General features: G+C 44.8%; 20 protein-coding genes. All 20 read right to left on the bottom strand.

Translation table 11 applies throughout. The annotated features are described in order from the left end of the window. Window positions 1-5 precede the first annotated feature (5 nt). Entirely contained in the window at window positions 6-2078 is a 2073-nt protein-coding gene (locus tag U1I11_RS12910) for a sulfatase-like hydrolase/transferase (protein WP_322906540.1), read from the bottom strand. 216 nt (window positions 2079-2294) lie between these two features. Continuing rightward, a complete protein-coding gene (locus tag U1I11_RS12905) occupies window positions 2295-3527 on the bottom strand; it encodes an acyl-CoA reductase (protein WP_322906539.1) in 1233 nt (410 codons plus the stop codon). Between the two features lie 122 nt (window positions 3528-3649). Further along, the gene (locus U1I11_RS12900; protein ID WP_322906538.1) at window positions 3650-4807 is read right to left on the bottom strand and encodes a glycosyltransferase; all 1158 of its coding nucleotides are present in this window, start codon (window positions 4805-4807) and stop codon (window positions 3650-3652) included. Window positions 4808-4836: 29 nt separating this feature from the next. Beyond that, window positions 4837-5913, bottom strand: coding sequence for a glycosyltransferase family 8 protein (locus U1I11_RS12895; protein WP_322906537.1), 1077 nt, complete (start codon window positions 5911-5913; stop codon window positions 4837-4839). A 21-nt stretch (window positions 5914-5934) separates the two neighbouring features. Continuing rightward, complete coding sequence (locus U1I11_RS12890) at window positions 5935-6948, bottom strand: glycosyltransferase (RefSeq protein ID WP_322906536.1); 1014 nt, start codon at window positions 6946-6948, stop codon at window positions 5935-5937. 61 nt (window positions 6949-7009) lie between these two features. Further along, window positions 7010-8098 carry a glycosyltransferase family 2 protein gene (locus U1I11_RS12885; protein WP_322906535.1) on the bottom strand — a complete coding sequence of 363 codons (1089 nt, stop codon included), beginning with the start codon at window positions 8096-8098 and terminating at the stop codon, window positions 7010-7012. Beyond that, complete coding sequence (fcl, locus tag U1I11_RS12880; RefSeq protein ID WP_322906534.1) at window positions 8079-9041, bottom strand: GDP-L-fucose synthase; 963 nt, start codon at window positions 9039-9041, stop codon at window positions 8079-8081. The genes U1I11_RS12885 and fcl overlap by 20 nt, the downstream gene beginning before the upstream one ends. Before the next feature lie 117 nt (window positions 9042-9158). Then, window positions 9159-10448, bottom strand: coding sequence for a sugar phosphate nucleotidyltransferase (locus U1I11_RS12875; RefSeq protein ID WP_322906533.1), 1290 nt, complete (start codon window positions 10446-10448; stop codon window positions 9159-9161). A gap of 115 nt (window positions 10449-10563) precedes the next feature. After that, window positions 10564-11583: a GDP-mannose 4,6-dehydratase gene (gmd, locus tag U1I11_RS12870; protein ID WP_322906532.1), complete on the bottom strand. Its 1020-nt coding sequence runs from the start codon at window positions 11581-11583 to the stop codon at window positions 10564-10566. A 96-nt stretch (window positions 11584-11679) separates the two neighbouring features. Beyond that, window positions 11680-12909 (bottom strand): UDP-glucose dehydrogenase family protein, encoded by a 1230-nt coding sequence (locus U1I11_RS12865; protein WP_322906531.1) that lies wholly within the window; start codon window positions 12907-12909, stop codon window positions 11680-11682. A 98-nt stretch (window positions 12910-13007) separates the two neighbouring features. Beyond that, complete coding sequence (locus U1I11_RS12860) at window positions 13008-13967, bottom strand: UDP-glucuronic acid decarboxylase family protein (RefSeq protein WP_322906530.1); 960 nt, start codon at window positions 13965-13967, stop codon at window positions 13008-13010. Next, window positions 13960-14943, bottom strand: coding sequence for a UDP-glucose 4-epimerase GalE (gene galE, locus U1I11_RS12855; protein ID WP_322906529.1), 984 nt, complete (start codon window positions 14941-14943; stop codon window positions 13960-13962). The genes U1I11_RS12860 and galE overlap by 8 nt, the downstream gene beginning before the upstream one ends. Window positions 14944-15203: 260 nt before the next feature. Continuing rightward, on the bottom strand, window positions 15204-16277 hold the full coding sequence (locus tag U1I11_RS12850; RefSeq protein ID WP_322906528.1) for a LuxE/PaaK family acyltransferase: 1074 nt from the start codon (window positions 16275-16277) through the stop codon (window positions 15204-15206). Next, the gene (locus tag U1I11_RS12845; RefSeq protein WP_322906527.1) at window positions 16274-17620 is read right to left on the bottom strand and encodes an AMP-binding protein; all 1347 of its coding nucleotides are present in this window, start codon (window positions 17618-17620) and stop codon (window positions 16274-16276) included. The genes U1I11_RS12850 and U1I11_RS12845 overlap by 4 nt, the downstream gene beginning before the upstream one ends. After that, the gene (locus U1I11_RS12840; RefSeq protein ID WP_322906526.1) at window positions 17620-18366 is read right to left on the bottom strand and encodes an SDR family NAD(P)-dependent oxidoreductase; all 747 of its coding nucleotides are present in this window, start codon (window positions 18364-18366) and stop codon (window positions 17620-17622) included. The genes U1I11_RS12845 and U1I11_RS12840 overlap by 1 nt, the downstream gene beginning before the upstream one ends. Beyond that, entirely contained in the window at window positions 18363-18605 is a 243-nt protein-coding gene (locus tag U1I11_RS12835) for an acyl carrier protein (protein ID WP_322906525.1), read from the bottom strand. The genes U1I11_RS12840 and U1I11_RS12835 overlap by 4 nt, the downstream gene beginning before the upstream one ends. 63 nt (window positions 18606-18668) lie before the next feature. Next, a complete protein-coding gene (gene pseC / locus U1I11_RS12830) occupies window positions 18669-19868 on the bottom strand; it encodes a UDP-4-amino-4,6-dideoxy-N-acetyl-beta-L-altrosamine transaminase (protein WP_322906524.1) in 1200 nt (399 codons plus the stop codon). A gap of 31 nt (window positions 19869-19899) precedes the next feature. Beyond that, window positions 19900-20859, bottom strand: coding sequence for a dTDP-glucose 4,6-dehydratase (locus tag U1I11_RS12825; RefSeq protein WP_322906523.1), 960 nt, complete (start codon window positions 20857-20859; stop codon window positions 19900-19902). Beyond that, window positions 20860-21906: a pseudaminic acid synthase gene (gene pseI, locus U1I11_RS12820; protein ID WP_322906522.1), complete on the bottom strand. Its 1047-nt coding sequence runs from the start codon at window positions 21904-21906 to the stop codon at window positions 20860-20862. It lies immediately after the preceding gene. Next, window positions 21906-22967: a UDP-2,4-diacetamido-2,4,6-trideoxy-beta-L-altropyranose hydrolase gene (pseG, locus tag U1I11_RS12815; RefSeq protein ID WP_322906521.1), complete on the bottom strand. Its 1062-nt coding sequence runs from the start codon at window positions 22965-22967 to the stop codon at window positions 21906-21908. Before pseG ends, pseI begins: the two co-directional genes overlap by 1 nt. Between the last annotated feature and the right edge of the window lie 13 nt (window positions 22968-22980).

Raw genomic sequence — 22980 nt, 5'->3', positions numbered from 1 at the left:
CCTTTTCATCCAATCGACTGGGCTTCATAACTGGACTGTGTTTTAATATGTTGCCAAATGACTTGTTCGTAATGATCCGTAATTGCTGGCAATGCTTCGGTTACGTCTTCGCCTGTACTGCGCTCGATTACTTGAATACAATATTCATGCAAATGCACAATGCCATCTTGTGAAATGGGCGTAGTATTTTCAAAATGAATATCATAATCTGCATCCGTAATCGCTGCCTTGTATGTCTGATTCGGATGAATCGATTCGGTAAAAGCAAATGAACGCGCCGCTTCCCCGCCAAATGAATGCGGCAATTTACCATCAATGCCGGTTGCCGGTTCCAATCCTGCCCAATGCAGCACAGACGGCAGAAAATCAACCGTTTCGATAAATTCATCTACCTTACCGCCAGCATGCGCAATCCCTTTGACCATAAACGGTACTCTACGGCGATGTTCATTTAGCAATCGCGGAGAATCTTCCAGGAAAGATTGCCCATGATCCGAATGCAGCATCACAACGATATCTTGTTCGTCATAATGGGAACGCAAATAGTTATACAGCATATTTAAATACAGATCGATACGTTGTATTTCGATCGCATACTTTTCATGTTTATTCGTATCATACGAAGTAAGTACTGTCGTTTGCCCTTTTTTCCTACGGTTAATACGCTGGCTAATCGATTGCCGGGTCTGTAAAATAATGTTCTGATCAATTTCATCAGGCACATGATGAACATCACCGATCGAAAGCCACAAAAAGTTATTTTTGTCTTGGAACGCTTCCAAATGTTCGATCGCTTCAGTCACTACTTTTTTGCAATCCATTCCGCCCATAAAGTTTTGATACAATATGCGGTCAAAACCTTTATAATAGCCATGCATCGGTGTGATGCGCCAATCGCCACCGATTTGCGCCGTATAATAGCCAGCTTCTTTAAAATACTCCTGCATCATTTTATTGTTACCGGAAAAGTCATAGTTAAATTCCGGATGAAACACATGATGATTGGTCGTATATTTGCCTGTATACATCGTTGCTACACTCGGATACGTCCATTCGCTCGTCGCATAACAATGCTTGGCGATCATACCGTCTTTAAAGTAGTTAAACGTTGCCGGCATTACATTTTCCAAACCATGCTGCTCCAGAAATTTATAAGCAATTCCATCGACAAAAATATTCAATATTAACTTTTTAGCTTTCGGTTGATCTTGGATCGGGATCGGTTGTCCAATAAATAGAGGGCGCTGCATGCGAATGTTTAATGTTCCCGGTTCATCAAAACGCAAATAATGATGATAGTTCGTATGTAGATCGGTTCCGGAGAAAGAGTACACGTTATCATTAATATCAAAATCGATCTTGTTATTGGAATCGAGCACTGTGACAGGTAGCCATGACGGTTCAGTTAACACAAGTTGATGTTCGTCATCATGTTGTTGACCAGGTAATGTCTCTGTCATAGCATTGAATCTGGTTTCTGCATTCATCTCACCAAACATATAGTTGTTATAAATATTCGTCATAAACCCTAGTTCGGCATTGTTTTGCATCCATCTTCTAATCGTACTGTTTTGATGACTATCTAGCGGAAATTCACGAAAATCCTTTTCTGCCAAAATATACTGTGCTTTCAGTGTAATATCATCTAGTTCCTGTTGGTGATCCGTATACACTTGCTCTATAAATGATTGCAGTCTATGAATCGCAGCTTCAGCCAGCGTTTCTTGTTCTTCTGTACCGCTAATGCGAAAAGCAATCAAATATTGATAATAGCTTTCGATCGGCATCGCTCTCAATTCATACATAATGCCTATATTAAAATTAATGTCAAAATGAAACGGATACACTTTTAAGCCTTGTTTAAAAATTTCTGTGGCATGCTCATACTCGCTTTTTTGCGCATAATAATTACCTTTAAACGTCACCAAATTCGGATTGTATGCGATACGCTCATAATCGTTGATGAGCTTAAGTACATGATCCAATTTTCCTTGTGCAAAAGTAGCTCGGATTTGCTGTTCCAGCTCTTTCAACTGCTCAATTTGGTGACGAATCGGATACGTTCTGTTTGATTTCATGCACTTCGTTCCCCTCAAGTGAAATAACTTAATAAGATCAATTTATATTGACTTATGTATACTATCGTCAAATAAACTAAATAATTTAATGGATTAGTTATTAATTACTATTTTACCAAATATTAAATAAATTCATTGTTATCCGAACCTGAAAACTGTGTAACTAGATAGGATGGCACAGCCTGTCCACACTATACCATCCCACCAGCCCAGCACCTACCCAATTGCAATTTCCCTTGAAAAATAAATAAACAGATCATACCCATCCCATACCGAGCCAAAATTAAGTGCCTGCCCAACCGGTACGATTCGGTCAACACCACGATTCGGAATGCCTATTGCCCACTCGGCAAGCTGCTGGCGTTCAAAACCGAAATAACTGAGTGTTTGATCGCGATCATGAATATGACTGTGTAATTGTTCCAGCTCACTCAAACTGTATTCCAAAAACAATCCACCACCGCAGTGCAAATCACGCAGTGTAAAATTCTGCTCCTTCACTTCCACCCGTACAGGTGCAGAGGCATACCCGGTCTGCACCTGTACGGTTTGCTGCTGGGCGGCATAATAATCCGCTGTCGTTAAACGCAGCAAATTGAGCGCAGGTTCGTTTTGGTATTGTTCTTTTTGCATCGTTTGCTCCATACTGTGCCAAAAACGCGCTTTGGCAGCAGTGATCGCCTCCGCCTCACCGATCCAGAACAGCTCGCGCGGCGAGGAACATGCAAGCTGTCCATACCATAATGCATCATTGTAAAACTGCTTGCCCAGCCCAGCGATCGACGACTCATCCGCCGCCAGCACCGCCTGCGCAGACAATACACATTTGGAATAGCGATTCGGAAACACCAGCTCCACCGCATTCGGCGCAAGCGGAATCGCGCGAATCGTGCGCACCGATTGATCTCCGCCCCATAACACCCTTACATTACAAACTCCCGATAAATACGCTGTATATTCCTGCTCATAGCCGTAACGGACTAACAACGTACGATCGGCAATTGCTTGAAACGGCTCCCGTGCCAGCACATCGTTCAGTTTGCGCAGCAATAGATCTGTCTGCTCGTTCGTACGGCGGGACAGACGAATAATGTTTTTATTGCCTGCCAGCATCGATAAAATCCACGAATAAATAAACACCGAATCCACATTTGCCGGTGCAAAATGAATAACCGTGCCACGTGGCAACACATATTTGCCTGCTGTACGCTGTTCGTATTGCTGTTGTAACTCCATAATATGCGCTTTACGCAACCAATGTGCCATCGCCATCAATTCCGGATAGGCGCGCATAGAGCGATCTAGTAAAATATGCTTGGATAGTGCTTCCAAAAATTGAACCGCTGTATGTTGAAAAGGAGACAGATTGCGTTGCTTCACCACTTGTTGGATCGCTACTTTCCAATCCGCATCGGCTATCGTACCTGTTATAGGAGCAATAATATCCATTTTATAAAAAACCCCTTCCATAAAGCAGTAAGAGGGATACAAACGATATGGCTGCATCCCATCAGGCTCCACAATTGGCATACCACACTCATCTTCATCCCACATCTACCTGTAATTCCAACTTAATGCTCACTTAATTTATAATGATCAGTATGCACAATCTCCCGTCGCAGCGGACGTTCGGTTACGCGTAAACCGTCTGTCTGAGCAGAACCGATCAATTGCCAATTATGCTGTGCATCCTGATAATCGCTACGAAGTGCAAGCGCCTTTTCGATATAAGGCAGTGCAAGCGCTTGGTTATGCCGAAGCAGCATCTTCAAGGCACCGATATTGTTCCATAATGACGCATTACTTGCTTCGCTATCCGATTCCGCCAATTTTTCAAATTGTGCCAAACTGCGCTCATAGTCATGCAATTTATAATAACAAATCGCCAATGCAAATGAACTGTTAAAAGACAAATGGGAATGCCGACACAATAATGTGAGCGCTTGGTCCGGTTGATTCAGCCATAAATGTACAGCTGCTATCGCTTCATCAGCAGCCATTTGACTATGCTGTGTGCACAACTGGCTGTACAGAGAAGGAATATCCAATTTACTCAGTATGTAACGGGTCGCTTGCAATGCCATCCCCACTTTGGCGGATAGATTATGTTCATGCACACGATACGCCGTTAACAACTCAGGGCAAATGACAAATGTATATCCTTGAATCGCCAACCTTAGAAATAGATCGTAATCTTCCGAACTTGGTAAACGCTCATCAAAATAAATATGTTCATTTTTGCGGAACATCGATAAGCTTGTCCAAAAGTAATTACGTTCAAGCAGTTTTATGACCACATTATCGGTACGCAAATCAGCTGGATACCCTTTTGTACGCTGTAATGAATGACCAAGCGAGTCAATCATATAACAGTCATGCAAAATAACATCCGCTTGCTGCTGCTGTAAAGTTTCATACGTAATTTGCAAGCGCTGTGGCAATTGAATATCGTCCGTATCTGCCATCATTAATATATCGTAACGACTATGAAGAATGCCTGTATTACGTGCAGCCGCTACCCCTTTATTTTGATCATGACGAACTAACCGGATTTGATCGGGATACCGCTGCACAAATGACTGGGCAATGGCTACCGTTCCATCTTGACTGCAATCATCGATCACAATTAGCTCAAATTGCTGAAATGTTTGCTGTATAATGCTTTCGATCGCCTGCGCAATATAAGCTTCACTGTTATAAGCGGGCATAACAATTGAAACGTTGGACATGTATAGCCTCCTTGCCGATCGGTGTCCATTTACATTTGATGAACAAAGTCTTCATCGCGTGTATAACCAGCCGCCTCCAAAATCGGAGCAATCTCTTTAAAATAGCCGCTGCAAACGAGTATACCGATATGTGCCGTGTACGGAATTTGAGCTAATGTAAACACAGGCAAATCCGCAAATGTCGTACCCGCTCTAGCCGGATCAGAATCGATAAATCCGCTGATTGGATGCTGCAAATGCTCGTATACCGCTTTGCCGGTTGGACCTGCCCCCCAAATATAAAGCTGTTTTTTCGTTTTTAACAGTTGATACGTTTGTGGTGTAACTACATCGAACCCTTGAAAGGAAGTCATCGACAAATAATCAGTATACTCATGTTTGAACGGATTTTGGTTGCTAATATGCCACGGCTTGGCAGCGCCGGTAAAATGAATAATGACCGGATTGTGTAACACAGCAAGATCGATATCCGGTGCGTCAAAGCTGGAAGCTTGCACATTCCAGCGATCATCCAGCAGAATTGCATGCTGATGTAAAAGCGCATTGATCGCATCTTGATCCCAATACTTTAACTTCGCTCCCATTTGCCGAATATAATCCAACAGTTTGGCAGATAAGCCTTGTTCACGCCAATAGTTCAAATTCATCAGCAGCACGCCGGCATTTACATACGTATATTCCGCTGCAATTCCTAATTCGGTCTTACGCTCCTGCCCTTTATAATCACGTACTGCCGCAATCGCAGCATGTTCCAGATCGGTTTGGTACAGCTCTATTAACGAAGATCGTACAAGCAAATCACTGTCCAAATATAACAGCTTATCCACTCTAATTATTTCGGGCGCCATAACGCGGAAATACGTTTCATACGAAATATGCGCATTTACAAATAAATCTGCAAAGTTATACTCACTCAAATCATGCCAGTTCCAATTTGCTTCAGGATACTGTTGCTCCAGCATCTTACATACAGACGCATCCAAAGCCATATACATCACATGAAGATTCATGTTCTGCACATCCGCATGATGTGTGCGCAGTGATGCCAGTACCGCACTAAAATGCTGTACATATTGTTCATTGATCGCAAATAGGATATTCATCATGTCTCTCCTTTATATTAATGGCTAAAAAATAACGATATATTGCTCCAAATGCTTAAATCCCGCCGCTTCCAGCATAGCCGCCAATTCAAATTTAACTGGTGTAGCGGCAATAAGCACACCGTTCGACGCTCCGGTATCAAACTGCTCCCAACCATATACCGGTTGTCCCATACATGTTGATCCGTGCTTGCTTTCATCCCGATCAATAAAGCCGCTAATCCGCTTGCCTCGTTCAAGCAACAAACCGTAGACTTGCTGCGCCAATCCGCCTGTTCCAAAAATGAATACTGCCTTGCATTGCTCAAAGAGACGATCGATCTCTGCTGCTTTTAGTTCCAGCACAAGCGGAATAATGCTATGTTTTTCCGCAACCGTTGTGGAGCTATCTGATACACGCACATAACATAATACTTCAGGTATTTTATACATACGCACACCTTGCTTATTCCAACGGTAAAACAGATCGTAATCCTCCCCCACTTTTAGAGGACGATACGTACTTAATTTCAGCAGACTGCGACGGAACATTACCCCACTATGCACAAGACAGACAAACCAGTATAAATAGTTAGAAATATCCGCTGATTCAACAATACGATTATTTTCGGCTTCTCCATACAGACGTAGTTGTGTAAAACGATCGCTTTGACGAATGACATCATTGTCTGGAAAATATTCAAACAAACCGTCCACCAGACCAATCTCATCATGATGTTGCAAAATGGCAAATTGCTTCGCAAAGCGTTCCTTATGATATATATCGTCTGCATCGACTTTAGCGATATAGTTCCCAGTAGCTATTTTGAGCCCTTCCAAAATAGCACCGCCTACTCCTTGTCTTATATCCAATTCCATATAACGAATACGCGAATCGGTAAATTGCCGAATGATCCGCACCGTCTCATCGGTCGAACCATCGTTAACGATGATCAATTCGAAGTCGGCAAACGTCTGATCGAGCACAGATTGGATCGCCTCCGCAATAAATGGCTCGCCATTGTACACAGTCATCAAAGCACTAATCGCCACGCCCACAATATCACTCCATCATCCATAATCAATGTATTCCACGCTGTGCTCCAACTGTATTCAAGCTTTAACGTTCCAATAACTCTCTCCAGCTAACAGAAGGAATCCCAATACCGAGTTGCTGCAATTGCGCACGTACACTCTGTTCATGTCGACCTTCAAATCCAAATACAATCGCATCGAGCTGAGCCGAATTCGTCAGCAGCCACTCCGCTCCTTGAATAGCTACATCGTTCATCGTAAATCCCTGCTTTTGCACATTATTATCAATTAAGACAGCTACATGAATGCCCTGTTGCTGTAATTCGGCAACGAGCAAATTAGACACAACACCACTCCCCCACACAGCTGCCGTTTTGACTTGCTGATCGATCAGCGAATCAGCGATACTTTGTTGCTCAAACAGCTTTTTTTCCAGCCATATTTTCAAATATTCCGCATTATCCGGCGCTGGAGTCGCTTGGATATCGCGCTCCAGATGAAGCGAAGCTACACGCTGTACCTCAGCATCTACCATCGCTTGATTGCTAGCAAGGCTTGAAATGCCCCCTAACCGAAACACCGTCATTAATACGGGAATATGAATGACCTTTGCGGGAGCACGTTTGAATATTTTCGCCGTCAATTCAAAATCAGCAGCGATTTTGTATGAGGTGTCAAACCACCCTTCCGCCAGCATCGCTTCTCTGCGCGTAAACATAGCAGGATGCGGAAGCATCAATCCTCCGGCAAATTCGTCATACGAAATCGGACGATTTAACACGGAGAAATAGTCTGTGCGATCATTTTTGAACATAATGCCGCCATAATAAATATCCGCCTCTGGTTGTTGCTCCATCTGTTGTACAGCCTGTGCGATAACGTCCGGCTTGATCAAATAATCATCCGCATTTAAATAGTGAATGTATTGTCCAGTAGCTAGCCTTGCTCCTTTATTGAACGCATCATATATGCCTTGATCCGGTTCTGAGACGACAAGATCGATCCGATCCTCATAGCGCCGGATAATATCCAATGTACCATCTGTTGACTGACCATCGATCACAATATATTGAAGCTGTTCATACGTTTGCTCTAACACACTGCAAATCGTCTGTTCGATCGTTGCCGCCGCATTGTAACATGCCGTAATAATACTAATTTTCCGTTCGCTCATTGGCGTCCTCCAATTGGGTCACATACCATTGATACGTTTCACGAATGCCTTGCTCCAGCTCGATTCGATGTGTCCAGCCAAGCTCATGTAGCTTGGACACATCGGTCAGCTTGCGCGGTGTACCGTCCGGCTTCGTCTCATCAAATACGATTTCACCCTGAAAGCCGATCACTGCACATAACAATTCAGCCAGACGGCGGATCGTAATTTCCGTTCCGGTACCGACATTGATTAATTCACCTGCTTGTTCAGGCTGAACATGCCCAGCGATGTGCACACATGCATCCGCCATATCGTCCACATGCAAAAACTCCCGTAGCGGTGTGCCTGTTCCCCATACCGTAACCGCTCGATCACCTGCCAGTTTGGCATCGTGAATTTTGCGCATCAATGCGGGCAGCACATGTGATGTTTGCAGATCAAAATTGTCATTAGGACCATACAGATTGGTAGGCATAACGCTCATATAAGCGGTGCCATATTGACGATTATAAGCGTTACATAGCTTAATACCGCTAATTTTGGCAATCCCATACGCTTCATTCGTTTCTTCCAACGCACCGGTCAGCAAATAGGACTCTTTGAGCGGCTGCGGGGCAAGCTTTGGATAAATGCACGTACTGCCCAGAAACAGCAGCTTTTGCACGCCATTACGATACGCAGCATCGATCACATTCGATTGGATCATCAAATTATCGTACAAAAATTGCGCCGGATATTGCGCATTCGCCCAGATTCCGCCTACTTTTGCCGCCGCCAAAAACACATGATCCGGCTGTTCGTCGGCAAAAAATTGCTGTACTGCCTGTTGATCACGCAAATCAAGCTCACTGCTCGTACGTACGACCAAGTGTTTATAACCTTTGGCACGTAAATTGCTTACAATCGCTGAGCCAACTAGACCACGATGACCTGCTACATAAATTTTATCTTCTTTGTTCATTGTCTCACCCTTAATCCATCGCTTCACTTTAACATTGGCAAAGTAATAGCGTTGATGTTCACGCACGTTGCCACACTGATCTGCACGCTATCTTATCTGGCTATTGCTGCAAGACCGCTATAGACCAATTTGCACTTCAATCAATTCGATATCTTGTCGTGCAGACAGACAGTGAGCTGTATTCACAGGGATATGCAGCACATCGCCTGCCGTAACCGTTTGCCGTTCATCATGCATCGTTACCGTAGCCACACCGCTAACGATCGTCCATACTTTGGAATGTACATGATGAGGCGCATAGTCCATCTGCTGGTGTGCATGTACGAATATTTTGCGGGTCAAAATTTCCTGATCGGCTTTTTTGACATGATCCAATACACGGTACCAGCCCCAGCTTCGTTCTTCATACATTGGGCGCGAGAACAACCCTTCATGCAGCATATCTTTCATCCGTGAACTGGCAGGCTTGTCGGACACCAGAATGCCATCGGCACTGACCGCTACAATCATATTCGAAGCGCCCAACACTTTGACCGGCAATTCCAGCTCATTGATAATGTGGGTATTATGGCAATCATCGCTCATACCGCCATTGCCCATAATAAGCTGGCTCATCTGCTCGGTTAACGTATTCCACGTACCGAGGTCTTTCCAGTCGCCATCATACGTCAGTGCCACTATATGCTGTAATTGTTCAATAACGGCATAATCGAAGCTCTTTTGCGGCAATGACGAGAAACTTGCTTCCAATTCGTCAAATTCATATGGAAACTGCCCTGCCTGCAAATAGTCATAAATCAGTTGCAACGAAAATACAAAGACACCGCTATTCCAGTATGCGCCAGAGTCGATCAAAAACTGTGCTTTTTCCTCAGTCGGCTTTTCGATAAAATGAGCGACTTGCATATAGTCATTATGTGTTTTCGGAATCATATAGCCATATTTGGAAGAAGGATAGGTCGGTTTAATGCCCAGTAAAGCGACCTGCGCGCCGGTATGTTGTAATAGCGATCCCAATTCGCCCACCTGACGATAAAAAGCATCGTTCACAAACGCATCAACCGATACGACAGCGACCCTTTCCGCTTTGGAAATGCCCAGCTTTGACCATAAATACGAACAAGCCAGCGCGATAGCAGGAAATGTATCCCTTCGTTCTGGCTCAACTACGATCGGAATACGCCCTAGTTGATTACGCAAAATATCTACCTGTGCCGCATTGGTCGCTATAATCATATCTTGCTCACATACAACTTTGCTAAGCTGGCGATATACGCGCTGTACCATCGATTCGAGCTGTCCGTTTTCTTCATTTCGCAATACTTTCAGAAACTGTTTCGCGCGCGAATCGTTCGACAGCGGCCACAGTCTTTTACCTGAGCCGCCCGAAAGCAAAATCACCTTCATTCCTTATGCTCCCTCATTATTGGCTTGGCTCGAATAGAACAATATCATTTTATCATTTTGCTTTATCAAATGAACCGACTGCATACAGCCAGCACTCATTTCTAACAGAACGATTCTATTCGTAATGCTTCAGATCATGCTGCACCATCATTTGCACAAGTTCATCAAATGACGTTTTAGGCTGCCAGCCCAGTTTGGTGTTTGCTTTTGTCGGATTGCCGAGCAACAGATCAACTTCGGTCGGACGGAAAAATTGCGGATCAACCGCGACGAGCGTCTCTCCGGTTATCGCATGAATTCCTTTTTCATCAATGCCGGTGCCTTGCCATACGACAGGCATATCCGCTTGCGCAAACGCACGCTCCACAAATTCACGCACCGTACGTGTTTCCCCGGTGGCAATTACAAAATCATCCGGCTGTTCCTGCTGCAAAATGAGCCACATCGCTTCCACATAATCACCGGCAAAGCCCCAATCCCTCCGCGCATCTAAATTACCCAAATATAGACATTGCTGTTGGCCATGCTTGATCGCAGCGACCGCTAGCGTAATTTTGCGGGTAACAAATGTTTCACCACGTAACGGTGATTCATGATTAAACAAAATGCCATTACAAGCAAATATATTGTATGCTTCACGATAATTGACCGTGATCCAGTACGCATAAATTTTGGATGCCGCATACGGGCTACGCGGATAAAATGGCGTCGTCTCCGATTGTGGCGTTTCCTGTACTTTACCATACAACTCACTAGTCGATGCCTGATACACACGCGTTTTATGCTCTAAACCGAGTATTTTAATCGCTTCTAGCAAACGAAGCGTACCGATTCCGTCGGCATTTGCCGTATATTCAGGCGTATCGAATGAAACTTTGACATGGCTCATTGCCGCCAAATTATAAATTTCATCCGGCTGAATTTCGGATACGAGCCGGATCAAGTTGGAAGAATCGGTCATATCGCCATAATGAAGCTTCAATTGTGGATGCTGTAATTGCGCTTCAATTCGATCAAAACGTTCAATCGACGAGCGTCGCACCAGCCCATGTACATGGTAGCCTTTATCCAACAGCAATTGAGCTAAGTAAGCGCCATCCTGTCCGGTAATTCCGGTAATGAAAGCTGTTTTCACTATATACTCATCCTATCCGGCTATATTTTAAGTTTACCCGATACTACTGGTACTATCATTTATACGCGCATCTGCTGCATACGCATACCAAAGCTTTTACGCTACGCCGCCCTTTTGCTTTTGCCGGCTATACATATAACGACCATCAAACAGTTTGACATCTTCCAAATCAAGCTCGCCAAACTCCGCCCATTCTGTTACGAGCAATACAGCCTGTGACCCTTGCAACGCTAGTTCCTTCGTAGCTACACATTGCTGCAAATGCTTCACGACAGGATCATACGCTTTCACAATCGCTCCACGCTGTTCCAGTTGTGCCAACAAATACAGAGAAGGCGCCTCACGCAAATCATCGGTATCCGGTTTGAATGCAAGACCGAGCATCGCGATCGTTTTACCTTCCACATGACCGTCAAAATAATCCAAAACCTGCTGCAAAAATAGCTCACGTTGCCGGAAATTAGCTTGAATCGTGCTCTCCACAAGTGTAAGCGGAGTGTGATGCTGTCGGCCAAGATAAGCGATCGCTTCCGTATCTTTAGGGAAACAAGAACCGCCATAACCGATACCAGGGCGCAGGAACGCACGCCCAATCCGTTTATCCATGCCCATCGCGTTGGCTACTTCCAGCACATTTACATCAAGCTTTTCACATAAATTCGCGATCTCGTTGATGTACGTAATTTTTACAGCCAAAAATGCGTTAGACGCATACTTGATCATTTCGGAACTACGACGATCGGTGCGAACTACAGGCACATCCAATCCTGCAAATAACGATTGCACCTGATCGCCTGCTGCTTGTGTCTCGGCACCAATCACTAAACGATCTCCATGATAGCTATCCTGCAAAGCAAATCCCTCACGCAAAAATTCGGGATTGGATACAACTTGAATCTGAACATCAAACTGTTTATTGGATTGCAACATCGCTTCTACCCAATCGTTCGTTCCAACCGGCACCGTACTTTTCATCACCACAATAACATCATGATCTACAGTCTGGGCAATATGATGAATCACTTGCTCCACATAGCGTAAATCGGCAGCACCTTCATCATTTTGCGGAGTTCCAACAGCGATAAAAATAACCTGCGCCTGCTCATAAGCCATTTTATAATCCGTCGTAAACACCATACGTTGTCGCTGCAAGTTAGCGTACACCAACTCGCTCAAGCCCGGCTCATAAATGGGCGATATCCCTTGTTTCAACAACGCTATTTTTTGTGTATCTACATCCAGACAGGTTACATAGTGACCCAGATCAGCCAAAACAGCTCCTGTTACCAGTCCTACATATCCAGTGCCAACTACTGTAATGTTCATAATTGTAACCACCTTATGCCTCGATATTGCGATGCTTTATTTATTCGATCTATTCGGTCTATTGTGTTGTAGCCATAGCTGCAAATGACCGCCTTAAACTAGCAACTATAATCGCTATTGACCGCCATCTGTTGCTGAAAGTAAGCGATCGTTCTACTCAACCCTTCATCCAGCATAATTTCAGGCTTCCAGCCCAATAAACGCTCTGCTTCCGTAATGACTGGTCGTCTTTGCTTTGGATCATCCTGCGGTAGTGGTTTAAACTGCAATGAAGCTGAATTGCTTGTATACATCTTCACTTTTTCAGCTAGCTCCAGCATCGTAAACTCATTCGGATTGCCCAGATTGATCGGACCTTGAACAGATGCAGGGGCATTGACCAAACGCAAAATGCCTTCAATCAAGTCGTCTACGTAACAAAACGAACGTGTTTGCTTTCCATCCCCATATACGGTTAACGGTTGATTACGCAACGCTTGAACGATAAAGTTACTCACCACTCGTCCATCTCCAGCATCCATACGCGGACCGTATGTATTGAAAACACGTGCGATTTTGATGTTCACGCCATACATCCGTGCATAGTCGTACAATAACGTTTCAGCTCCACGCTTCCCTTCATCATAACAACTACGAATACCAATCGGATTTACATTTCCCCAATAGCTTTCCGGTTGCGGATGAACGACTGGATCGCCATATACTTCCGAAGTGGATGATTGAAATAATATGCTGCCTTGACTTTTGGCAAGCTCCAACAAGTTCAAAATGCCCATCACGCTCGTCTTAAATGTATGGATAGGATCAGCCTGATAATGTATCGGACTTGCCGGGCATGCCAGATTATACATTTCCGAGAATGTTCCCAGTTCAGGCAATGGCTGCACAATATCATGCTCTACAAACGTAATGCGTTCAAGCACATGAGCAATATTTTTCAATGAGCCAGTTTGCAGATTGTCCACACATACGACATCATCACCACGCGCAAGCAGGCGATCGATCAGATGTGAACCGAGAAAGCCTGCACCGCCCGTTACCAATATGCGCTTACTCATGTGCGTTCCCCCAATTTTTCGTATGCCAGTTCCATGCGGTTTCAATAATCGCATCTAATGCATAAACAGGCTTCCAACCGAGTAATTGTTCCGCTTGTGCTGCTGAACCGATTAACATTGCCGGATCGCCTGCACGACGATCGGTTAACAGGTAATTAATTTTACGTCCGGTAATGCGCTCGGCGGTTTGAATAATTTGCAAATTGGAATAGCCTTCACCATTAGCCAAATTTAGATGGAAATTGCCACCATGGATTCGAACATAATTCAATGCACGATAATGTGCATCCGCCAGATCGATAACATGAATATAGTCGCGTACACAGGTGCCATCTTTCGTATCAAAGTCATGCCCAAACACAGCAATACGATCTCGCTTTCCCCAAGCCGTCTCCAGCACCAATGGGATCAAATGCGTTTCCGGATCATGCCACTCTCCGATCTGTCCGTCTGGATCAGCACCTGCCGCATTAAAATAACGCAAAGCAACTGTATGCCAGCCATACGCCGCCGCATAATCCTCCAACATTTGCTCCATCATCCACTTGGTTCGTCCATATGGATTAATTGGCTGTTGCGGATGCTGCTCCGTAATCGGCAATTCGACCGGATTACCGTAAGTGGCACATGTTGAAGAAAATACAATTTTATCGATTCCATACGCCAGCATTGCATCCAGTAAATTGACCGTATTGCTTATATTGTTGCGATAATATTTGGCAGGCTGCTCAACCGATTCTCCCACATAAGCAAACGCTGCAAAATGAATAACAGAATCAACCTCATACTGAGCAAAAAAGGTCGTCAAATCATCCGCATTAACCAGATCGCCTTGAAAAAAAGCTGCATCCGAATGCACCATTTCACGATGTCCATTGGACAAGTTATCGAATACGGCAACCTGCTCTCCTTGTTCGATCAAATATTTGACGGTATGCGACCCAATATACCCGGCTCCACCAATCACTGCGATCATAAACAATCCCCCACAATTTCCGAATATACTTTTAATATATATGTGTATAAAAGTCACTTCATCGCGCAGACGAGCGACTTTTGCTGCATACGATTATGTTCAATGATTTATACATGTATTATCGGATATACGTGATCTAAACTTAACCAAAGTATTTGATTTTATCAAAACAAGGCAAGCATTGCTCCTCGTTGTGCACGAATAACGCTTTGCTTGCCTTGTGTTCATGTTTTCTGTATTGTATGCCCATCTGTCTCGCCTTATCTCTGCAACGTAAACGTATCACTGCACCCACGCAGCTCCGCTTTGGGCAGTCGTCCCGCTACCGTAAAATATTTCCCTTTACGACCGCACAGACAATCATCTTCTCCTCGAATAGTGCCCATATCTTCCGTCAGCAAGCTATGCCCCGGATAACTACGCGGCAATATGCTAAGCACTTGAATCAATCCATGTTCGCCATATGGAACGACATCCAGAGTATGCGGATCACGAATGAGCACATCGGCAAAATCAGGCGTATGCAAATGTCCTTGCTCACATTGCATATAAATCGATCCTACCTGTTCGACCATACCATAATAGTTATACACTTCAGTTAAACCAAATTGCTCTTGCAACAGACGACGGAACTCCGCATCCGATACCGACTGCTCTTGCAGCTTTTTCCAGCCTCCACCATGAATCAGCTTGCTGCCGGACAGATCAAGTTTGCGATTGTGACGGCGATAATATTGAAGCAAATATTCCCAGACGATAAACGTAAACCCGAACAGGAAAATCGGCTGTCCACTGTACCGTTCCAGAAACGCCGCCAACTCGTGTTCCTGCACATTCATCTCATCATCAAGCAAATACAGATGATGATGACCAAATTGCGAGAAGCCAATCGTGCCTGCCGACCGCGCGCTAAACTGCAGACGGTTTTTAAGGAAATTGTGATCGACGATAATCATCGGTAGTCTCGTTTTGCCCAGATAGCTGCGTACAATCGTATTTAACGCTTTCGTTTGCCATACCGCGGTCGTGCGATCAATATGAATGCTGGACACTTGCTGCCCTGTCGTACCGCTGGAATGAAGTGTTTTAAAACGCTCCGCTTCCGGCAATGAAAACAGATCGAGCATTTTAAAGAGCTGCACAGGCAAGTAAGGAATATCCTCCAGCCGTGCAGCCTGTATAGGCGTATTCGTTTTGTCAAGAATACGTTGATATGGAATACAATGCTGATGATGAAATGCGGTCAGTTCGTTTAATTGTTCCAGCAGCATCGCTTGCTTTTCCGTACGTTGCTGCTGATACGGATTGTCGACGGACAATAGCTCGTCAATCATTGCTCCACCTCATTTCCTAACCGAATATAGTCAACTTTACCGCTGCTAAGCCGGGGTAATTCATCCATAAAACGAATCCGTATGCTCGTATGGTGAATACGATATCGCTGCTTCAATTGCTGACGCACCATCTGCAACAGTTCATCACTGCTTGTCGCTTCGATCGCAATAAAAAGCTGCTCATCTTTACCGCTGCATGCGATCGGCAGCGCCACACTTTGCTCCAAAAACCGCTCCAAATCATCCAGATTCATGCGCAATCCGTACAGTTTAATAAATCTTTTCATCCGACCGAGAATCCAAAAATAGCCGTCTTCATCCTGTCTGGCCCAATCGCCTGTATTCAATACACCTTGCTGCATATCGCCAAGAGACAGATCCGCTCGTTGCTGAGCATAACCGAGCATTACATTCGGCCCGGTATAGATGAGTTCGCCGGTAGTAGTATCAAGCTGAAGCTTACCACCGAGTATAGCAATGCCGATGCTGCCTATTTTGGCGGATAATTGATCCGGTGGAACAAAGCTAATTCTCGCTGTCGCCTCTGTCTGACCGTACATAATGAAAAATGGAATATGGCGCGCCTGAGCCGAATCGTTAAAATAGGCGATTAAAGGGTCAGGCAATCTGCCTCCAGCCTGGGTAAAATAGCGTAGTGACGGTAATTCCATCGTGTGAAAGCGCAGCCGATGCAACATTTGATAAATATAAGGAACGCCTGCAAATGAGGTTGCTTCATATTGACGAAATAAATCCCAGAAGGTGGAGGTAATAACCGATTCATCGGTCAATAAAATCGTACAGCCTTTTAGCAAATGACTGTTTAGAACCGATAATCCATAGGAATACGCAGGCGATAATGTCGTAATCGGACGTTCATCCGCTTTAAGCTGCAAATAGTCAGCAATGGACGCTGCATTCGCTTGCAAATTGGCGTAAGAAAGCCTTACTAATTTGGGATTGCCTGTAGAACCTGAGGTGGACAGTAGCACTGCCAACTCCTGTTCAATATCAGTTGCTTCGCCCGATTCATATAGCTGTAACGATTCATCAAAAATCCAATCCGGTCTGTAATGATCCACAAATTGCTGCTTAATTGGCTCCGCCAGATTGGCATCCAGCAACAATACTGCATCCTGTTTAGACAAAGCTCCCAAATAGGCAACCATACTAGGAATTGCATTACGCATATAAATAATACCAAGTGCTTTGTCTGCTTGATGCTGTGTTAACGAATCCGCAAACGACTGTACTTGCTCGTACAATTCAGCATAGGTCAATACATGTTGCGTATGAAGCTCAATCAACGCGGGAATATCGTTTCGCTCTAACGACCAGAACATTAGATGATCATCCCCCCATCAACACCGATCGTTTGCCCTGTCACATAAGCCGACAAATCAGAGCATAAAAACCAAATCAGATTGGCGACATCTATCGCTGTACCTACCCGCCCCATACGAATGCTTTGCAGCCGCTCCTGATACTTTTCCACTGTCAATCCGGTTGTCATATCGGTGTCGATAAAGCCTGGTGCAACCGCATTAACGCGAATTTGATACGGAGCTAGTTCCTTTGCTGCCGAAACGGTTGCTCCGATCAAACCCGCTTTGCTTGCAGCATACAATACATGCCCCTCACTGCCATAACGCCCCATAATGGAAGACAGATTTACAATACTGCCGCTACGCTTTGGCTTCATCAGACGAGCAGCATATTGTAAATGGGTCAAAGCCGCTACCAGATTCGTTTGCAACGTCCGTTGAATCGTCGTATCATCCATCATGCCAAGCAATCGGCTTTCCAGTATGCCCGCATTGTTCACAAGTCCATCTAGGCTACCAAACGTCTGTTTTGTCTGCCGAAAAGCTGCTTTTGTTTGATCTTCATCCGTTACATCATAAGCGATCGTCAACACCTCGGCATCATACCGATGTTCCAGCTCTTGCCGCAATGTATGCAGTGCATCATCACTGCGCGCAGCAAGAACAAGCCGTGCTCCATGCTCTGCCAATGTTACCGCTGTCTGACGACCAATCCCGCGCGAAGCACCTGTAATAAAAATGCACTTGCCTTGCAAAGGCATCATGCAAAGTCCACTCCATATTTGCCAAGCACTTCCTTCGCTTTGGCAAAAGAACTAATATCGATAATATCATCCGTATCTAGCATAATATCAAATTGATCATCCAATTGGGCAACGAGCGCCATATGAGCAATCGAATCCCACTCTGAAATGCTATTATAGGTTAACTGTTGCACATCTGCATTTGCTGGCAACCCCAGTGCTTCCGTAAAAGCGGCTTGCAATTTCTGCTCGTTATTCATTATCTATTCCTCCATTCGATTCATAACTAGGTTCAACATATCGTTTAGCGACATGTTTGTCTCTTAGGTGTTGTGCACTTTATTCTGCTCATATACCTGGTGTACCGCTTTACACACATCCATAACATCCTGTTCCGTCATTTTCGGAAATAAAGGCAGCGTCATACATGTAGCATAATAATGCTCGGCATTTAGACATAACCCTTTCGGATAACCTAACTGTTGGTAATAGGGCTGCAAATATACCGGAATATAATGCACATGCACACCGATGTTCAGCTTACGTAACTGGTCAAACAACTCGCGCCGTGAACAGTTGAATTGTTCCGGTAACCAGCGAATGCTGTACAAATGCCAGCTTGATTCAGCATCAGGTGCTTGATAAGGCAATACAATGCCCTCTAACCCTTCCAATTCCGATTGATACAGCTGCACAATCTCTCGACGCCGTGCAATAAACGAATCCAATTTATCCATTTGCGAAACACCTAGCGCTGCTTGCAAATCGGTCATTCGATAATTGTAGCCAAGCGTTTGCATTTCGTAATACCATCCGCCTTCATTGTTCAGCAATTCAGCCGGTTCTTTGGTCATTCCATGATTACGAAACTGCACCAACTTGCGATAATACGCTTCATCATCGGTTACGATCACACCGCCTTCCCCGGTTGTCACATGCTTGACCGGATGAAAGCTGAACATCGTCATATGCGCCCATTTCCCAACCTTCGTTCCTTTGTAACTCGCTCCAATGGAATGCGCAGCATCTTCAATAAACACAAGCCCATGCTGATCAGCGACCTGACGCAAACGATCCGCTGCTACAGGCTGACCGGTAAAATCGACACCAATAATCGCACGTGTATTCGGCGTAATTAACGTTTCCACTTGATCGGGATCAATATTGTATGTGCACGGATCAATATCCGCAAATACAGGAATGCCATCCTGGTATAATACGCAGTTGCTGCTAGCAATAAAGGTCATCGGTGTCGTAATTACTTCATCTCCAGGACCAATGTCTGCCGCAAAACAAGCGCCATGTAACGCAGCGGTTCCATTTGTGAATGCAACTGCATAAGTCGCCCCTACATAATCGGCAACCTTTTGCTCAAACGCTGGAATCATCGGTCCTTGGGTGATCCAGTCTCCACGAAGTACCTGCACTACAGCATTAATATCATCTTCATCCAGCCACTGTTGGCCATAGGGCAACATAGCAGTTCGCTGTACGGGTGCTTCGTTAGGATCATGAGCAGACATATCGTTTTCCCCCTTTCCATCTTTGCCATACTTAATGATTTAATCCGCCGCCACGAATCCATGCTCTTGTTCTGGAAATCCCTTCCTCCAACGATACTTCAGGCTCCCAGCCTAGTAAACGTTTCGCTTTAGCTGAATTGCACAGCAATTTAGGGATTTCGCTTTGTGGATGGATATGCTCTACATGATTGATCTTTGCCTCATCACCGGTGATCAGCAGCGCCAGCTCGTTAATCGTTATATCTCTGCCAAGACCGGCATTTACAATTTGCCCATCCACCGTACTGTTAAAACCTGCTGCAACGACAAATCTGGCACAGTCTTCCACATATAACAAGTCTCGTGTTTGTGTACCGTCGCCATAAATGTCCAGTGTACGTCCTTCCAGATCATTCCTGAGGAAAATCGCCACAACGCCACCTTCACCACCCGTTTTCTGAAAAGGACCATACGTGTTAAATGGACGAATAACAACCGCTGGTAATCCATAGGCGTAATAATAAGACAATACTATATTTTCCGCTGCTACTTTAGCACCTGCATAAGGCGAAGCCGGCTTTGTCGGATGCAGCTCATTGATCCCGCTCGCTTCATTACAGCGATCATACACCATACAGGTGCTCATAAATACCATTTTGGTATAATGCTTGCGACATTGCTCCAATATATAAAATGTACCTACCGTGTCATTGCGAAATGTTGTGCCCGGATCATCAATCGAATCTTGCACATTGATAGACGCGCCCAGATGATAACAGATCGTAAACCGATGCTGTTCAAACAACTCGTTCAACAACACTTCATCCAGAATACTGCCCTGTATAAAGGCTTGGAAATTCGCTTGTTGTTCAAACTCTTTCAGATTGCTCCATTGCCCATTCGATAAATCATCAAGCACCCATACGTCGTGCCCTTCATCAAGCAGACGTTTCGTTACCCAACGTCCAATAAAACCGGCACCACCAGTCAGTAAAATACGCTCTTGTCTCACTCAAACGACCTCCCATGTTAACGGTGTGCCTTTGGCAACATCCTGCTTTACGAGACGCCCTAGCATCTGATCCAAATATTTGGTTGGCAGTCCCAGACCCGGACGAATCGCCTTTATATTGTCACGTGTCAATACGTCGCCGGCTTTGAGATCAGCGGACACATAGAGTGAACGACGATGCTTGAGCGAAGCTTGCTCATGCTGTGTTGGGCCATAATGCACCTGTCCTAATGATTGCCAAGCTCGCTCAGTTTCCATCACAAGCGATTTCATTTCATCCGGTTCCATCGAAAAAGCGGAATCCACGCCACCATCGGCACGACTGAGCGTGAAATGCTTTTCAATTACTGTTGCGCCTAAGGCAACACTTGCAACCGAAACGCCAACTCCCATCGTATGATCCGACATGCCTACAGGACAACCAAACAATTGTTCCATATGAGGCAACGTAAGTATATGCGTATTGTTCGGTGTAGCCGGATAAGTGCTTGTACATTTCAACAGCACCACATTTTCACATCCATATTTGCGTGCTTCCCGTACCGTTTCATCCAGCTCTGCAATCGAAGCCATACCTGTAGAAATAATCATCGGCTTCCCTGTAGCGGCAACTTTGCGAATCAGCTGAATATCCGTATTTTCAAACGAGGCAATCTTATACGCGGGTACGTGTAACGTTTCGAGGAAATCAACCGCCGATTCATCAAATGGTGTGCTGAACGCCAATAAGCCATGCTGATGACAACGTTCAAAAATCGCTTGATGCCACTCCCATGGTGTATACGCTTCCTCATACAAACGATATAGTGACGTACCTTGCCACAGATTGTTATCGTCGGAGATAAAAAAATCACCTTCATGAATATCCAGTGTCATCGTATCTGCTGTGTACGTTTGCAGCTTCAGCGCATCTACGCCAGCTGCTGCTGCCGCATCTACAATTTCTAACGCCCGTTCTAGCGATTGATTATGATTACCGGACATTTCCGCAATGATAAATGGTTTATAGTTTTTACCGATCCATCGCTGTCCAATTTGAAACTCCATCACAATTCCCCCTTCATATAAGCAACTACAGGATGTAGCCCTATTTGTCCAAACGGCATATAATTCATACAACGATGTTGGCATGCACGAAGCTGGTCAATATTATCTATGATCATTTGCAGCCATCCGATAAATGATTCTGACTGGATATGTTCACTTTTCCCCAAATTCCAGATCAGTTGTAATCGTTCGGCTTCGTGGACAGATTCCAATTGATTATCCGCCACACTAATGACGGCAGCAGGAACACCCATAAAGCATCGCTCCCACATCGTAATGCCTCCAGCTCCAATCGCCGCATCCATGTTCAGTAACAGCTTTGCCATTTCAGCTTGCTCGTAATAATTCGCCTGTGGAAACAACATACATAGCTCACGAATCTGTCCTTTTTGTACATTGGCTGGTCCAGCTACCACATGCAGATGAAGCCGCTCTATTAGCGCAGACTGCTGTAGTAAAACCTTTAACCACTTTTCCGTTTCATGAGTAGGATCACTTCCACCAAAATTAAGCAAAATATGCCGACAGTTCGTAATAAGCTGCCGATACGGACGCAACTCCGTAAATTCCGGTCGCAGCAACAGATTCGCAGGACCCAAAAAAAGACGGCATTGCGCCGACACGCATTCTTTATATCGTTCATTCATCGCTGGATGTAAATTCTGATCAAGCAGAGCCTCACATTCATGCTGACGATTAGCCAGATCATCAATCACTAAAATTCGTTCCACATGTTGCTTTAATTGTCGCTCCCAGCGATAATCGAGCTTGTAATGATCCACAATCAGCCATTGAATCGTGTAGCGTTGTAGCTGCTGTCGCGTTTGATACGCATCCTGCTGCCACTGTGGTTCGTCTGCTTCTGTTGTTGCAATCAGCACAAGTTCATAACCCGCTTCACGAATCAACTTCGCTACCGAATCCGGTAAATGTTGCATACATACAAAAATAATATAGTAGTCGGATGATTGCTTCAGCATGTGGGCAAGCGTCAAACAACGCATCACATGCCCAATCCCGATTTCAACCGAGGCATCTACGCGAATTGCAATAGTATACATGTTTTCCTCCTGC

The organism is Paenibacillus campi, assembly GCF_034659835.1.
GTDB classification, from domain to species: Bacteria; Bacillota; Bacilli; order Paenibacillales; family Paenibacillaceae; genus Saccharibacillus; species Saccharibacillus campi.
This window is presented reverse-complemented; position numbering and strand designations above follow the sequence as displayed.

Coding starts and splice junctions, on each gene's coding strand:
- U1I11_RS12910 (WP_322906540.1), bottom strand. CDS start 2,078: ATGAAATCAAACAGAACGTATCCGATTCGTCACCAAATTGAGCAGTTG.
- U1I11_RS12905 (WP_322906539.1), bottom strand. CDS start 3,527: ATGGATATTATTGCTCCTATAACAGGTACGATAGCCGATGCGGATTGG.
- U1I11_RS12900 (WP_322906538.1), bottom strand. CDS start 4,807: ATGTCCAACGTTTCAATTGTTATGCCCGCTTATAACAGTGAAGCTTAT.
- U1I11_RS12895 (WP_322906537.1), bottom strand. CDS start 5,913: ATGATGAATATCCTATTTGCGATCAATGAACAATATGTACAGCATTTT.
- U1I11_RS12885 (WP_322906535.1), bottom strand. CDS start 8,098: ATGAGCGAACGGAAAATTAGTATTATTACGGCATGTTACAATGCGGCG.
- fcl (WP_322906534.1), bottom strand. CDS start 9,041: ATGAACAAAGAAGATAAAATTTATGTAGCAGGTCATCGTGGTCTAGTT.
- U1I11_RS12875 (WP_322906533.1), bottom strand. CDS start 10,448: ATGAAGGTGATTTTGCTTTCGGGCGGCTCAGGTAAAAGACTGTGGCCG.
- U1I11_RS12865 (WP_322906531.1), bottom strand. CDS start 12,909: ATGAACATTACAGTAGTTGGCACTGGATATGTAGGACTGGTAACAGGA.
- U1I11_RS12860 (WP_322906530.1), bottom strand. CDS start 13,967: ATGAGTAAGCGCATATTGGTAACGGGCGGTGCAGGCTTTCTCGGTTCA.
- galE (WP_322906529.1), bottom strand. CDS start 14,943: ATGATCGCAGTGATTGGTGGAGCCGGGTATATTGGGTCGCATACCGTC.
- U1I11_RS12850 (WP_322906528.1), bottom strand. CDS start 16,277: ATGATTGACGAGCTATTGTCCGTCGACAATCCGTATCAGCAGCAACGT.
- U1I11_RS12845 (WP_322906527.1), bottom strand. CDS start 17,620: ATGTTCTGGTCGTTAGAGCGAAACGATATTCCCGCGTTGATTGAGCTT.
- U1I11_RS12840 (WP_322906526.1), bottom strand. CDS start 18,366: ATGATGCCTTTGCAAGGCAAGTGCATTTTTATTACAGGTGCTTCGCGC.
- U1I11_RS12835 (WP_322906525.1), bottom strand. CDS start 18,605: ATGAATAACGAGCAGAAATTGCAAGCCGCTTTTACGGAAGCACTGGGG.
- pseC (WP_322906524.1), bottom strand. CDS start 19,868: ATGTCTGCTCATGATCCTAACGAAGCACCCGTACAGCGAACTGCTATG.
- pseI (WP_322906522.1), bottom strand. CDS start 21,906: ATGGAGTTTCAAATTGGACAGCGATGGATCGGTAAAAACTATAAACCA.
- pseG (WP_322906521.1), bottom strand. CDS start 22,967: ATGTATACTATTGCAATTCGCGTAGATGCCTCGGTTGAAATCGGGATT.